The following is a 12,565-nucleotide window of genomic DNA, read 5'->3' as shown; positions in this document are numbered from 1 at the left end:
TATTCTGCTATGAAAGTGGATAACGTGTTGTAATACAAAATTCTCCCTGATACGTTCCAGCAGGTGTTGCAGGTAACACAACTTGTATACTATCAAAGCGGCGATACGTAAAAGCAATACTCGTTCCTGGGTTTAATGTTTGTGTATCAATTGTACCCCCAGCAGAATCAAGTACCTCTACAGTAATTGGGCCTGGTCCAACATCATATTTAACAAAACCAGTACCAATTACGTTTTGGTTAATATTATTTGTATAGAGAACATTATCAATTGCTGTTGCAACTACAGTAGCAGACCACGGACTACACACTTTATCTTGCACATAATTTTTATCTGGACAACAAGTTAATGCTGACCCTGAGCACTCACAAGACATAGTTGTTTCCCCTCTCTCTTTTATATTCCCTATATGTGTATGTCCCTCAGAGTCTTTTGCCTGTACTATTCATCTATTTTCAAAAAATATTCAAATGACTAAATAGATTCCGTTTTATTTCTTTTCTTCATATATTTATAGACAAAGATACTAGCAACGATAAGAATAACGCCTCCTAATATTGGTAGCATATATTGCCCAACAACATCTGCTGCTTTTTCCCAATGCGGACCTAATTTCATTCCAAAATAAACATACAAAGTCGTTAACGGGAACATTGCTACAAATGTATATATACTAAATTTCCATATGTTCATTTTCGCCATGCCACACGGAACAGAAATAAGCGTTCGAACTCCTGGTACAAAGCGTCCAACAAATGCTACAACCGGTCCATATTTCTCAAAGAAATCATCTGCTTTTTGAATTTGTTCTTCTTTAATGAAGAAGTATTTCCCGTATTTTATTAATAGAGGACGACCGCCGTAATAACCGAGTGCGTATAACGTTAACGGTCCTGTCGTTCCGCCAAGCGTTCCGGCTAGTACAGCAAGCCAAAAATTCATATCACCCTCGTATACCCAATACCCAACCATGGGCAAAACTACTTCTGCCGGAATAAATTCAAACGTTAATGCTAACACAACTCCAAAATAAGAAAACTGCTTTAAAAACTCGATTATATCTAAAATAATTTGCTCCATATTTTTAACTCCTATCCTACGTTTACGTTATGCTTTTCTTGTAATTGAACTGGCGCCATTTTTACAATTCGGTTCAAAATAAATAACACAATTCCAATATCATCTAAAATACCAATAAACGGTAAGAAGTCTGGAATTAAATCGAGCGGCATCGCAACATAACCAACTAAAAACGCAATAGATAAAATTTTCTTCTTTATTGAAACCTCTTTTGAAGTGAAAAAGTCAAATAGGAATGGAACAAATCGGCGAACATGAAATACAACTCTTAATCTACTAATAAGTTTTTTCATTTTTATATCTCCTCTCTTTGTATACAAAAAGGCCCCTACCAAACATGGTAAGGGTCCAAAAAAGACAATAAGGGGCCTTTACCATTGCTGGTAAAGGTCTCACTAACAACGAAACGTTGCCAATAAAGCCGAGGGTTTCTCCCTGTAATGACGACTTTACTGTAATAAGTTACTCCCCTTTATATACACAATTTTATACAATCACATTAAAATATTTTGGAGGGCTTGTCAATATATTTTATATCCCACATCCTCCTGCTTAACATTCCGTAAAAACAAAAAACGTATAGGAAATTTCTTACTATCTCATAATATACATAATCATTTTTGAATGAAAGGAGAGGCTTCATTTGCATACCGTATGGAAAGGTGCCCTTTCACTTGGACTATTAAATATAGGAATCAAACTATACAGTGCCGTAGAAGAAAACGATATAAAATTTTTAAGTCTTCATAAAGAATGCTTAACACCTATTAAATATAAAAAATTTGCTCCTGATTGTACGGATGAAGAAATTGATGATAAAGATATTGTAAAAGCCTATGAATACGCACCTCATAAGTACATTATTATGGATGAAAAAGAATTAGCTGAGTTGCAAAAAGCTCACGAACCAAGATCTATTCGTATTATATCTTTTGTCCAAAATAACGAAATTGATTCTGTTCTCTACGATCGTTCTTATTTTATAGGCCCTACCTCAGGACATGAAAAATCGTATTTATTATTAAAAGAAGCTCTTGAACGTACGAATAAACTTGGTCTTATCCATATTTCCATTAGAAAAAAACAACATTTAGCTATTATCCGTAACTTTGAAGATGGGCTTATATTACAAACTATTCACTACCCTAATGAAATTCGCGATATAACAAATACACCTAACTTACCAAGTATTGAAAATTATCCGATTCAAAAACAAGAACTCACAGCAGCTATCAATTTAATCCACCATCTTACAAATCCTTTCGAACAAGAGTTATATACAGATGAATATAAAGAAGCTCTTACCGAATTAATCGAAAATAAAATTGAACAACAGGAAAAAACCGAAACCATCTCTCCTGCTCCAAACATCATCAATATTATGGAGACATTACAGGCAAGTATTGAACAAGCAAAAATAAAAAGAGACAATAAAACAGAAAAAGAGGCCAAATAAAATTGACCTCTTTTTTCTTTAAAGCGGATTACATTTTGGCATCTCAAGTCCAGAAGATTGTGCTAATTTTAATAAGTAATAACATTCTTCTCTTGCCATATGATCCGCCATTCTAGCAGATAATGCACTTAATATTTCATTCGATAACTCCATCTCTTCAACCTCATGGAGAAAATGCGAAAATAATTTTAACTCAAGTGAAACATCTTTTGTAAACTTCTTTAATGCAGGAAAATGATGAAGCTCTGTCCGTAAATAACCTGTCATCTCAACTGCCTTTAAGTAAAATTGTTCAAAGTGCTTCGTAAATTCTTCACTTTTCTCTTTCAATCTTTTTTCAACAAGATCTAATCCACCAGAAATAGAGCCTGCATGACCAGCCGCATCCGTTAACCAAACGAGATGATAATGTAATTCATGAAAAACAGGCGGAACTTCTCCTTTCTTTAAAAATTCTAACACCGTTATATATTCTTCTACTTCGTTTACCATATGATTGATGAAAGTTGGCGTAAAATGAATAGTGATTTTTCCCTCAAGTTGTTTCTGTATAATACTTAATTTAAACGTTCGTATTTCCTTTGCGGCTCGTTCTGCCTCTTTTGAAAATGCAATGAGATTCACATTATGAACTTTATTTAAAAGATTCGTAAATGTTTCAAGAAAATATGTGGCCTTCTTTATATCTTCTTTTTCCTTCGGAGCTAATGCATCAAGTAAAAATTGCGAATGATCAGTAAGCACCCTTAGCCAAAATTGATGCTCAAACAACGCACTTTCTTCATAATTCCTCTCCACTAAATCGCCTCCGTTTATTCTTCCTTCTCTATCACTTGAAGTTTATATCCATCTGGGTCTTGTACTACAATACTCTTCTCACTTTTGTTTTCTGTATATGCAATTTTATAAAACACTAACCTCTTCTTTAAATTCTCTATGTTAGAAATTGAAAATGTTAAACCAGCGCATGAATTCGTAAAACTCTTCTCTCGTCCCCCTAACATGCGATTCATAACAAAACTAATTCTCTTTGAATCAGAATCATACCAAACCCCTGTTACATCCAATTGAGGTCTTTCTAAACTAGGTCTTATTCCTAAAATCCCTTCGTAAAAATACAAAGTTTCCTTTAAATTTTTCACTTCTAATATAATACATTGCTCCACATTCATTCCCCCTGTACCTATTACCTTTTTATATGTGTCATAAATGCCTATTATGTCTGAATACAATACGTAGTGATGAAGATATAAGGAGGTTTATTAATGGATAAATACATGAAATCATATGTGCCATATCATAGCCCTCAAGATCCTTGTCCTCCTATTGGAAAAAAATATTACTCTACCCCTCCTAATTTATATTTAGGTTTTCAACCGCCAAATTTACCACAGTTCTCACCGAAAGAAGCACTACAAAAAGGAACTTTATGGCCTGTTTTTTATGATTATTACGAAAATCCTTATAAAAAAGGGCGGTGACTACTGACGTGAATCAACCACTACCAGAAGAATATTATCGACTTTTAGAGAATCTCCAAGAATTAGACTTTGTATTAGTGGAACTAACACTTTACTTAGACACCCACCCAGACGATACAGCAGCTATTAATCAATTTAATGACTTTTCCTATAAACGAAGAGTATTAAAACAACAAATGGAAGAAAAATATGGACCGCTTCAACAGTATGGAAATAGCTATTCTAATGCCCCTTGGGAATGGAGTAAAGGTCCTTGGCCATGGCAAATATAAAGGAGAGAAACTATGTGGATTTATGAAAAAAAATTACAATACCCTGTTAAAGTAGGAACTTGTAATCCAGCACTTGCAAAATTATTAATTGAGCAATACGGTGGTGCAGATGGAGAATTAGCCGCTGCACTACGTTACTTAAATCAGCGCTATACAATTCCCGATAAAGTCATTGGCCTCCTTACCGATATTGGTACAGAAGAATTTGCACATCTTGAAATGATTGCTACGATGGTTTATAAGCTGACAAAAGATGCGACTCCTGAACAGATGAAGGCAGCTGGTCTAGACCCTCATTACGTCGATCATGACAGCGCACTTCATTACCATAACGCAGCTGGTGTTCCATTTACTGCAACCTATATACAAGCTAAAGGTGATCCAATTGCCGACCTATACGAAGATATTGCGGCTGAAGAAAAAGCGCGTGCCACATATCAATGGCTTATCAACCAATCTGACGATCCCGACATAAATGACAGCTTACGCTTTTTACGCGAACGAGAAATTGTCCATTCACAACGTTTCCGAGAAGCGGTTGAAATTTTAAAAGAAGAACGCGATAGAAAAATATATTTTTAATACACGTATCCTAGCGATATGTGTTTTTTTTACGTTAAAAGTTAAATCCTTCCTATTAAACATACAAATAGTATATTTATTCGATTTAATGCATTATTTTTTAATTTTTTCAAAATTCCCTATTGCTTTCTAGTCATCAGACCTTTAAAATAATAACAGTTACTCGACAAATTATTTGAATTTTCGACAAAAATACTCATTAGGAGGATTTTCTTTATATGCGTACAACTTTGAAACCAGCGCAAATACTTTCGATTAGTTTATTACTATTCGCAGTTTTCTTCGGTGCTGGTAATATGATTTTCCCACCCCTTCTTGGTCTTTCTTCCGGAGAAAATATGTGGGTTTCCATTACAGGGTTTATTATTACAGACGTCGGTTTATCTTTACTTGCTATCGTTGCTGTTGCCCTTGCTGGTGGTAGTTTTAACACTTTAGCGAGCCGTGTTCATCCAAAATTCGCAGCAGTATTCGCTATCATTATTTATCTTTCAATCGGCCCACTATTTGTCATTCCACGAACTGGATCTGTATCTTATGAAATCGGGATTGCACCACTTTTCCCAGATCAATGGTATTCTATGTTAGTTTTTAGTGCGATTTTCTTTACAGTCGTTTACTTCTTATCATTAAATCCATCCAAGCTAGTAGATCATATCGGTAAAATATTAACACCAATTTTACTTGTAATTATTGCAATTATGGCAACAAAAGCGATTCTTTCACCAGGAACGTTTGCAGAGCCTATCGGTGACTATAAAGACATCCCGTTTTTCAAAGGATTTCTTGAAGGATTTTTAACGTTAGATGCAATTGGCGCTCTCGTACTATCAACAATTGTTGTAAATGCAATTCGTCAAAACGGTATACAAGAGAAGAAATCTATCGCAAAATATACAATCATTTGCGGAAGCATTGCTGCTCTATTCTTAACAATTGTTTACTTCTTACTCGGTTATATCGGAGCTTCAAACGGAAACTTGGGACAATTCGAGAACGGTGGTCAACTATTAGCAACTGTTATGTACCAATTCTTTGGGACAAGCGGTAATGTTTTATTAAGTATCGCCATTATCTTCGCTTGTTTAACAACAGCAATTGGTGTTGTAAGTGCATTCGCCAACTATTTCGCAACAGTATTAACAAATGTTTCTTACAAAAAGCTCGTACTATACGTTTGTATCTTTAGTTTCGTTATTTCAAACTTAGGATTAAGCTTATTAATTAAAATCACACTACCTGTATTAATTATTTTGTACCCAATTACAATCATTTTAATTTTCGTATCATTTATCGATAAATATACGAAACGTAAACCTTCTGTCTACATCGGAGCAATGATCGCAGCATTCATTATTAGCTGTATTCACGCACTTGATAATGTGGGAATGATACCAAGTTTTATCGCTAATATCGTACACACGATCCCTTTTTATAACTTAGGAATCGGCTGGATCGTTCCAGCAATAATTGGTGGTATAATCGGATACTTTATTCCGCAAACAGAAGCTGAAGGCGAAGTTTCTACAAAATAAAGAAAAGAAGCAAGCATGAAATACATGCTTGCTTCTTTTTATTTTCACATCGTATGCTTAAAAGTAAATAACTCTTCTTTCGACTGCACAACAGATTGTTCCTCTTCTACAACGTCCTTCTTTATCTCTCCTCCTAATCTTACTTTCAACATCGCCTCTTCTATACTTTTCACAATCATATTTCCTGAAAAAATAGTAAGCCCGAAAAATGTAATTGGGACGAGAGGAATCCATGGATGCACTGTTAATGATCTAAAATAGACTCCAATTAAACCTGACCATTCATGTGTATAAGATTCTATTTCTTCTATCGGCCCTAAAAAATTAACCGTTCCACCAAAGAATATTTCTAGTAATCCTAAGTGCAGTAAAATAGTAAGAGTCTGCGTAAACTGTTGAAGAAATACGAGTATAAAAGTCATATAGAGATGCGGAAAAAGATGTTTTATAACAATACGTCTCCTCGATCCGCCTAATATGCGCGCAGCATCAACAAATTCTTCCGTTTGTAATTTACGAACTTCCTTCGCGACATACAGTGCAATAACTGGCATCACAAGCATTACAAGTAATACAACTTGAAACGAAGCCCTTTCAAAAAAGCTTGTTGTTTCCTCCCCGCTTCCAAATAGATTTGCAAATTGAAGAAAAAAATACGCAATCATAACTGTTGGAATAACTGTGAAACTATCAAAAAAAGCCTCAATCTTTGAAAAACCTCTTCTTACATATGTTCCAAGTACAACACCAAAGAACACACCTATTACCATTCTAAGTGCCGCAATTAAAATAGATATACCAATCGTCCACTTCGCGCCTTCAATAACTAAATGTAAAAGGTCGTATCCTTTCCGATCTGTCCCGAGTAAAAATTGGAATGAAGGTGAAAACGGTGGCACTTGTGGATTTTCATCCGCATCATATTGCAATGTAACTTGCCTAATGTGTCCATCATTCCATAACGTATTTCCGATGCTCAAAAGAACTAATATGAGAAGAAACCCAATGCTTATCCAAAATCTTTTATCACGTTTTATATACGTCCACATATTATAATCTCTCCTTCATCGCAGCCGGAATGAGATAATGAAACAATTTAAATAAAATAAAAATCGGAATATAAATAAGCAGTACACTAACGATGAAAACCTCCACCCTAATACCTTCGTACGATTTTAAAAACATGAAAATACCACCCGTATTAAAAATCCATTCTATAATATATAAATTAGATAACATAAAAAAGATATTCGTTTTCGCAAAGAAAAGTGTACTAAGCAACACATTTCGTAAAATATGACGATTTAAAATATGAAAACGCCCCAAACCTTTCGCCTTAGCAAATAGTACATAATCTTTTTCTAATTCATTTTCAAAACGAAGCACTACCATTTTTACAAACATAATCGTAGTTGGGATGCTCAAACAAAGTATCGGCAATCCTCTAATCGACTCGCCTCCAATTGAAGCAATTTGAAAAGGTAAAAAACCTGTTTGTTTAAAAAACCATACAACTAAAATTTGTGATACTAAAATAAGAAGAATATCTGGAATGGATTCTAGGAAGATAAGAAATGATTTAATTCGATGTTGTATACGCGGTGAACTACTCATAATTACATAAACGATACAAAATGCTACAAATAATGAAATGAAAAAAGCAGCCAAAAAAATAATAATCGTTTCTTTATAATGGACGAACAACTGTGGAAATAAAAATTTACCTCTCACATATTGCAAATTGGAAATATCCATTAAGTTCACAAACACTTCTTTTAAACTCTGTATGTACTTTGATACATCCACCTTAAATCCATAAAATAATTTCGGCAAAGCCCCTAAAATAATAATCCCCAAAATCGAAATAAGAAATTGAATCGTCACTTCCATTCCATTCAAAAATACCTTTTTGACCATTTTCGCCCTTCTCTCTCTATAATTTACCCCTTAATTTTATTCTTAATTTTCTGAATTGTAAATATTTTAAGAACAAAAAATCACTAGGCTATGATCCTAGTGATTCCTTATGCGCATGCCTTTCTCTTTTCGCAAACGGCATATACAAAACCAAACATCCAATAAGCGCAGCTATTTCTAATGAAATAATATAGTAAGGATGCGGCCCTAACATATCAAGTAATGAAGCTGTTTCTGGCTTATGAGCTAAAAACATATAATTACCACCTGTTTTGTAATTTACAAACGAAACAATTGGAATCAATATGTTTAAAAATATCATTGTGCGTTTAATAGATTGTACTGTCGGACGATATCCTTCCACCCAAGTCATAAAGAGTGGTGCCCAAATGAGCAATATATGCGCGATAAAATATTCAATGAAACGAAAATGCGGAAAAGCATACTGCAAGTTTGGCGTTAAAATAGCTTGTGATGCACCAATAATTCCCGTGAAAAATACAATCTCATATATGCGGTAACTTTTCGTTACGATCATAATCGACGCTAATAATAAACTAATCGTACATAATTCAAACGGTAATGAAGTAGCTAGCTCAAAAATCCCCGCTTTCCACTCCCACATATGAAGCCCAATTTCACTACCTATAAATAAAAATGCAATTGCATATCGAACCGTTATATTCCACTCACTTTGACGTAATACATCTTGGTATTGATACAGAAAAAATATCCCCACCAACATAATAAATAATATAAGGGCATGTTGCCTTGAGTATGGAATAAATGGTTTAAATGGGTGTGCGCTAAAATAAGCTTCCATCTTCCTTCCTCCTTTCCTCCATACAATATTATTGTAAGAAAGAAACGACGAGTCAATTCATTTGCTTACACTAGGACAACCTCTACCTTACATTTACATATTCATACCTTACAAAACTGTAAGGTTATTGTAAGCTAAAACGATTTGTCAGATTCTTCACCTCTTCTATACTTAATGTAGATACTAAAACGAACGAAAAGGTGATAAATAGATGAAAAAGAAAAATAAAGTGTTAATTACTAGTGTAGTAGCAATCGGAATTGCAGCTGGATCATACTTTGCATTTGCTGGGGGCGGTTCAGATGTAGCAATGGCATATAGCGGATATAAAGTAACCGAAAAACAAATCCAAAACGCGCAAAAATTTGGTGGCGAAGTTATTCCAAATGGAATTGAAACTATTTCATTCGATCCAACAAAAGGAACATATGAATTAGCTGTAAAAAAAGGCGATGAAGTGAAAAAAGGTCAGCTTCTATTTAAATACAATGACCCGACTGCTAAACAAGGGGTAACAGAAGCAGAAATGCAAAAGAAAATCGCACAAAAAGAAGTAACGTTGTTCCAAAAACAAATTGATGCGGCGAAACAAAAATTACAAAAAGATAAAAATTCAGGCCTTCCTGCTGAAGCATTAAAAGCATCAGAAGCTGAAGTTGGGCAATTAGAATCACAACTTGAAATGAAAAAGTTTGAAGTTGAAAAAGCTGATGAAATGATTAAAACAGCAAAAGAGAAAGTAAACACTCTTTCTGTAACAAGTCCTGCTGATGGCGTAATTGATGATATCGTGAAAACTGCTGACGAAAAAACAGGTATGAGCGGAGTTACTCTTCGTCACGCTGGTCAATTTAAAGTAAAAGGTCAACTTTCTGAATATGAGCTTGCTAGTATGAAAGTTGGGCAAGAAGTAACTGTTTCATCAAAAACTGTCGCTGGTAAGACTTGGGCAGGAAAAGTAACAGAAATCGGTTCTACACCATTAAAGAGCATGGATGAAAATAAAACTGTTTCTAATTACCAATTCACTGTCACATTAGATAATAGTGACGAACTACAAAACGGCTTCCACGTTTACGTAACAAGTAAATCTGGCGAAGCAACTGGTACAATTATTCCGAAAAGCAGTATCGTGAAAAAAGGTGACAAAAATGTTGTCTTCGTTGTAAAAGACGGTAAAGCGAAAGAACAAGCAGTTACTGTTGAATTCGAGACTGATAGCGAAGCAAAAGTTTCTGGAGTGAAAAAAGGAGAGGAAATTATCTCTAAGCCTGAAAAAGACTTAAAAGATGGTATGGAGGTTGTCGCCCAGTGATTAACTTAAAAGGCATCACGAAATCCTTCCAAAATGGTGCAGAGTCCGTTCAAATATTACACGGAATTGATGTAACACTGAACCAAGGAGAATTCACTTCGATTATGGGACCTTCTGGTTCTGGTAAATCAACATTAATGAACATTATCGGTTGCTTAGATAAACCGACGACAGGTACGTACGAACTAGCTGGTCAAAACATTTCAAACATGTCTGAAACAGAACTTGCACACGTACGTAATAAAGAAATCGGATTCGTATTCCAAAACTTCATGTTATTACCTAGACTTACAGCACTTCAAAATGTAGAGCTACCTCTTATTTACGCTGGAGTCGATAAAAAAGAAAGACGTGAGCGCTCGTTAGCTGCTTTAACAAAAGTAGGCTTAGCTGATCGCGCTACTCACTTACCGAACGAATTGTCCGGTGGGCAAAAGCAGCGTGTCGCTGTTGCACGTGCAATCGTAAATAACCCAAAATTCATTTTAGCCGATGAACCGACGGGAGCACTTGATACGAAAACAAGCACACAAATTATGGACCTCTTTTACGAATTAAATAAACAAGGCTCAACAATTATTATGATTACCCATGATCGTGAAATCGGGGAAGCTGCAGCACGTCAAATTGTAATTCGTGACGGAAATATCGTCCAAGATTGGAGAGGTTAATTTTGAATACGAGTGAAAATATACGCATGGCCCTTTCCTCTATCTTTGCTCATAAGATGCGTTCTATCTTAACAATGTTAGGTATTATTATCGGTATTAGTGCCATTATTACTATCATCTCAATGGGTGATGGTACAAACGCAAAGTTTAAAAAAGAATTAGGCCAAGGAAAAGATAATGAAGTAACGATTTACTACAACAACCCTGATTACGGAACAGATAGTGCCAAAATCACACCTGATATGCTAAACCGTCTGCAAACTGTACCAGGCGTTAAAGATGTATATCCAGACGTAAGTATGAAAGTAAAAGCATCTGCTGGTTCAAAAGATGTAAATCTTGATTTAAAAGGTGGAACAGGCGCCTTTATGAAAGATTCGAAAATAAAATTAGTTCACGGTCGTGAATTAAATGACAGTGAACTAAACCAAGCAATCCCTGCTGTTATATTAAATGAAGAAGCTTTCAACAAATTATTTAGTGGTTGGGAATCAAACCAATATACAGATATAAAAGGAAAGCCTTATAAAATAGTCGGTGTATACGAAACGAAAAACGACTTCGGAATGCCTATGCCTGAAGGTTATACATCACTTGAAAACGCGCCTGTCATTTCAGGAGTAAATGAGTATGACTCTGTAAGATTAACAATGACCTCTCCGACAGAACGTAAAAGTTTAGAAAAACAAGCTGTTTCTGTCTTAAACGAAATGAAAGCTCCTAAATTTGAGCACAAATTCGAAGCACAAGATTTAGGTGAATTTACGAAACAACTAGACGAATCAATCGGTATGATGAAAATGGTATTCGGTGGTATTGCTGCTATCTCCTTACTTGTTGGTGGTATCGGTGTAATGAACATCATGCTCGTATCTGTAACAGAACGTACACGCGAGATTGGTATTCGTAAAGCACTTGGTGCAACACGTGGTAAAGTATTAACACAATTCTTAATCGAATCTTGTATTTTAACAGGACTTGGTGGTTTCATCGGATTCATGCTTGGTATTTTCTTCGCTTGGATCGTCTCAATCTTTGCTGGATGGCCACTCGTTGTCTCAAAAGAACTTGGACTTCTTGCCGTAGGTATTTCAATGCTAATCGGTATTGCATTCGGACTACTACCAGCCAACAAAGCTGCAAAACTTGATCCAATTGAATGTTTACGATATGAATAAACAAAAACGTAGGAGTTTACACTCCTGCGTTTTTTATTTACCTATTAAATCGAGTTTCTTCTATTATATATATTTCACGTTACAACTATCACTCTAATACTCTTCATTATTTATAGGTACTAAGGCTATTATCTAATCCTATTATTGCAAAAATACTATGTAACAGACGAAAATCAAGGCGTAATTTTTTCCATGCTTCGACTGATTTTGTAACAATTATATCGATATTTCATTAAATTTCACCTCATTTATATC

Annotated in this window: 16 protein-coding genes; 8 read left to right on the top strand and 8 right to left on the bottom strand. The window is 35.0% G+C overall.

The genetic code is table 11. From position 1 onward, the window contains the following. Window positions 1–7 precede the first annotated feature (7 nt). From QCI81_RS18560 to QCI81_RS18550, 3 genes are all read right to left on the bottom strand, one after another. Entirely contained in the window at window positions 8–376 is a 369-nt protein-coding gene (locus QCI81_RS18560; RefSeq protein ID WP_001277537.1) for a DUF3992 domain-containing protein, read from the bottom strand. Between the two features lie 98 nt (window positions 377–474). Then, window positions 475–1,080 carry a DedA family protein gene (locus tag QCI81_RS18555; protein WP_000435017.1) on the bottom strand — a complete coding sequence of 202 codons (606 nt, stop codon included), beginning with the start codon at window positions 1,078–1,080 and terminating at the stop codon, window positions 475–477. Window positions 1,081–1,091: 11 nt separating this feature from the next. Continuing rightward, entirely contained in the window at window positions 1,092–1,373 is a 282-nt protein-coding gene (locus QCI81_RS18550; protein ID WP_000733844.1) for a YkvA family protein, read from the bottom strand. A gap of 350 nt (window positions 1,374–1,723) precedes the next feature. Between QCI81_RS18550 and ku the strand changes: the two genes are divergently transcribed. After that, window positions 1,724–2,536 carry a non-homologous end joining protein Ku gene (gene ku, locus QCI81_RS18545; RefSeq protein ID WP_071731166.1) on the top strand — a complete coding sequence of 271 codons (813 nt, stop codon included), beginning with the start codon at window positions 1,724–1,726 and terminating at the stop codon, window positions 2,534–2,536. Window positions 2,537–2,554: 18 nt separating this feature from the next. On the opposite strand, the gene QCI81_RS18540 is transcribed toward ku, so the two are convergent. Next, window positions 2,555–3,334, bottom strand: coding sequence for a DUF2935 domain-containing protein (locus tag QCI81_RS18540; protein ID WP_000440991.1), 780 nt, complete (start codon window positions 3,332–3,334; stop codon window positions 2,555–2,557). Window positions 3,335–3,348: 14 nt separating this feature from the next. After that, window positions 3,349–3,768 (bottom strand): VOC family protein, encoded by a 420-nt coding sequence (locus QCI81_RS18535; protein WP_146632294.1) that lies wholly within the window; start codon window positions 3,766–3,768, stop codon window positions 3,349–3,351. Window positions 3,769–3,801: 33 nt separating this feature from the next. Here QCI81_RS18535 and QCI81_RS18530 point away from each other — a divergent pair, with 33 nt between their 5' ends. The 4 genes from QCI81_RS18530 to brnQ2 all read left to right on the top strand — a co-directional run bounded on the left by QCI81_RS18530 (window position 3,802) and on the right by brnQ2 (window position 6,406). Continuing rightward, complete coding sequence (locus QCI81_RS18530; RefSeq protein ID WP_000362188.1) at window positions 3,802–4,017, top strand: spore coat associated protein CotJA; 216 nt, start codon at window positions 3,802–3,804, stop codon at window positions 4,015–4,017. A gap of 8 nt (window positions 4,018–4,025) precedes the next feature. After that, window positions 4,026–4,289: a spore coat protein CotJB gene (cotJB, locus tag QCI81_RS18525; protein ID WP_001075543.1), complete on the top strand. Its 264-nt coding sequence runs from the start codon at window positions 4,026–4,028 to the stop codon at window positions 4,287–4,289. Between the two features lie 12 nt (window positions 4,290–4,301). Continuing rightward, a complete protein-coding gene (gene cotJC, locus QCI81_RS18520) occupies window positions 4,302–4,871 on the top strand; it encodes a spore coat protein CotJC (protein ID WP_000265278.1) in 570 nt (189 codons plus the stop codon). Between the two features lie 218 nt (window positions 4,872–5,089). Then, on the top strand, window positions 5,090–6,406 hold the full coding sequence (gene brnQ2 / locus QCI81_RS18515) for a branched-chain amino acid transport system II carrier protein BrnQ2 (RefSeq protein WP_059304120.1): 1,317 nt from the start codon (window positions 5,090–5,092) through the stop codon (window positions 6,404–6,406). A 44-nt stretch (window positions 6,407–6,450) separates the two neighbouring features. Here the strand turns inward: brnQ2 and QCI81_RS18510 are convergent, their stop codons facing one another. The 3 genes from QCI81_RS18510 to QCI81_RS18500 all read right to left on the bottom strand — a co-directional run bounded on the left by QCI81_RS18510 (window position 6,451) and on the right by QCI81_RS18500 (window position 9,146). After that, window positions 6,451–7,455: an ABC transporter permease gene (locus QCI81_RS18510; protein ID WP_071731164.1), complete on the bottom strand. Its 1,005-nt coding sequence runs from the start codon at window positions 7,453–7,455 to the stop codon at window positions 6,451–6,453. Window position 7,456: 1 nt separating this feature from the next. Next, entirely contained in the window at window positions 7,457–8,323 is an 867-nt protein-coding gene (locus QCI81_RS18505; protein WP_000239687.1) for an ABC transporter permease subunit, read from the bottom strand. Between the two features lie 88 nt (window positions 8,324–8,411). Beyond that, a complete protein-coding gene (locus QCI81_RS18500; protein WP_071731163.1) occupies window positions 8,412–9,146 on the bottom strand; it encodes a YwaF family protein in 735 nt (244 codons plus the stop codon). Window positions 9,147–9,357: 211 nt separating this feature from the next. Between QCI81_RS18500 and QCI81_RS18495 the strand changes: the two genes are divergently transcribed. Genes QCI81_RS18495 through QCI81_RS18485 form a run of 3 tightly spaced genes read left to right on the top strand, consistent with a single transcriptional unit; the run spans window position 9,358 to window position 12,310 of the window. Next, window positions 9,358–10,461 (top strand): efflux RND transporter periplasmic adaptor subunit, encoded by a 1,104-nt coding sequence (locus QCI81_RS18495; protein ID WP_071731162.1) that lies wholly within the window; start codon window positions 9,358–9,360, stop codon window positions 10,459–10,461. Continuing rightward, window positions 10,458–11,132 carry an ABC transporter ATP-binding protein gene (locus tag QCI81_RS18490; RefSeq protein ID WP_000609100.1) on the top strand — a complete coding sequence of 225 codons (675 nt, stop codon included), beginning with the start codon at window positions 10,458–10,460 and terminating at the stop codon, window positions 11,130–11,132. Before QCI81_RS18495 ends, QCI81_RS18490 begins: the two co-directional genes overlap by 4 nt. Window positions 11,133–11,158: 26 nt before the next feature. Then, on the top strand, window positions 11,159–12,310 hold the full coding sequence (locus tag QCI81_RS18485; RefSeq protein WP_483298867.1) for an ABC transporter permease: 1,152 nt from the start codon (window positions 11,159–11,161) through the stop codon (window positions 12,308–12,310). Window positions 12,311–12,565 lie beyond the last annotated feature (255 nt).

Source organism: Bacillus cereus group sp. MG20, from assembly GCF_040459885.1.
In the GTDB taxonomy this organism is placed as follows: Bacteria; Bacillota; Bacilli; order Bacillales; family Bacillaceae_G; genus Bacillus_A; species Bacillus_A cereus.
The sequence above is the reverse complement of the archived record's forward strand: the minus strand, read 5'-3'. Positions and strand labels throughout refer to the sequence as shown.

Excerpts from the sequence above, each read along its gene's own strand:
- QCI81_RS18560 (WP_001277537.1), bottom strand. The coding sequence starts at position 376 with ATGTCTTGTGAGTGCTCAGGGTCAGCATTAACTTGTTGTCCAGATAAA.
- QCI81_RS18555 (WP_000435017.1), bottom strand. The coding sequence starts at position 1,080 with ATGGAGCAAATTATTTTAGATATAATCGAGTTTTTAAAGCAGTTTTCT.
- QCI81_RS18550 (WP_000733844.1), bottom strand. The coding sequence starts at position 1,373 with ATGAAAAAACTTATTAGTAGATTAAGAGTTGTATTTCATGTTCGCCGA.
- QCI81_RS18530 (WP_000362188.1), top strand. The coding sequence starts at position 3,802 with ATGGATAAATACATGAAATCATATGTGCCATATCATAGCCCTCAAGAT.
- cotJC (WP_000265278.1), top strand. The coding sequence starts at position 4,302 with ATGTGGATTTATGAAAAAAAATTACAATACCCTGTTAAAGTAGGAACT.
- brnQ2 (WP_059304120.1), top strand. The coding sequence starts at position 5,090 with ATGCGTACAACTTTGAAACCAGCGCAAATACTTTCGATTAGTTTATTA.
- QCI81_RS18510 (WP_071731164.1), bottom strand. The coding sequence starts at position 7,455 with ATGTGGACGTATATAAAACGTGATAAAAGATTTTGGATAAGCATTGGG.
- QCI81_RS18505 (WP_000239687.1), bottom strand. The coding sequence starts at position 8,323 with ATGGTCAAAAAGGTATTTTTGAATGGAATGGAAGTGACGATTCAATTT.
- QCI81_RS18500 (WP_071731163.1), bottom strand. The coding sequence starts at position 9,146 with ATGGAAGCTTATTTTAGCGCACACCCATTTAAACCATTTATTCCATAC.
- QCI81_RS18495 (WP_071731162.1), top strand. The coding sequence starts at position 9,358 with ATGAAAAAGAAAAATAAAGTGTTAATTACTAGTGTAGTAGCAATCGGA.
- QCI81_RS18485 (WP_483298867.1), top strand. The coding sequence starts at position 11,159 with ATGGCCCTTTCCTCTATCTTTGCTCATAAGATGCGTTCTATCTTAACA.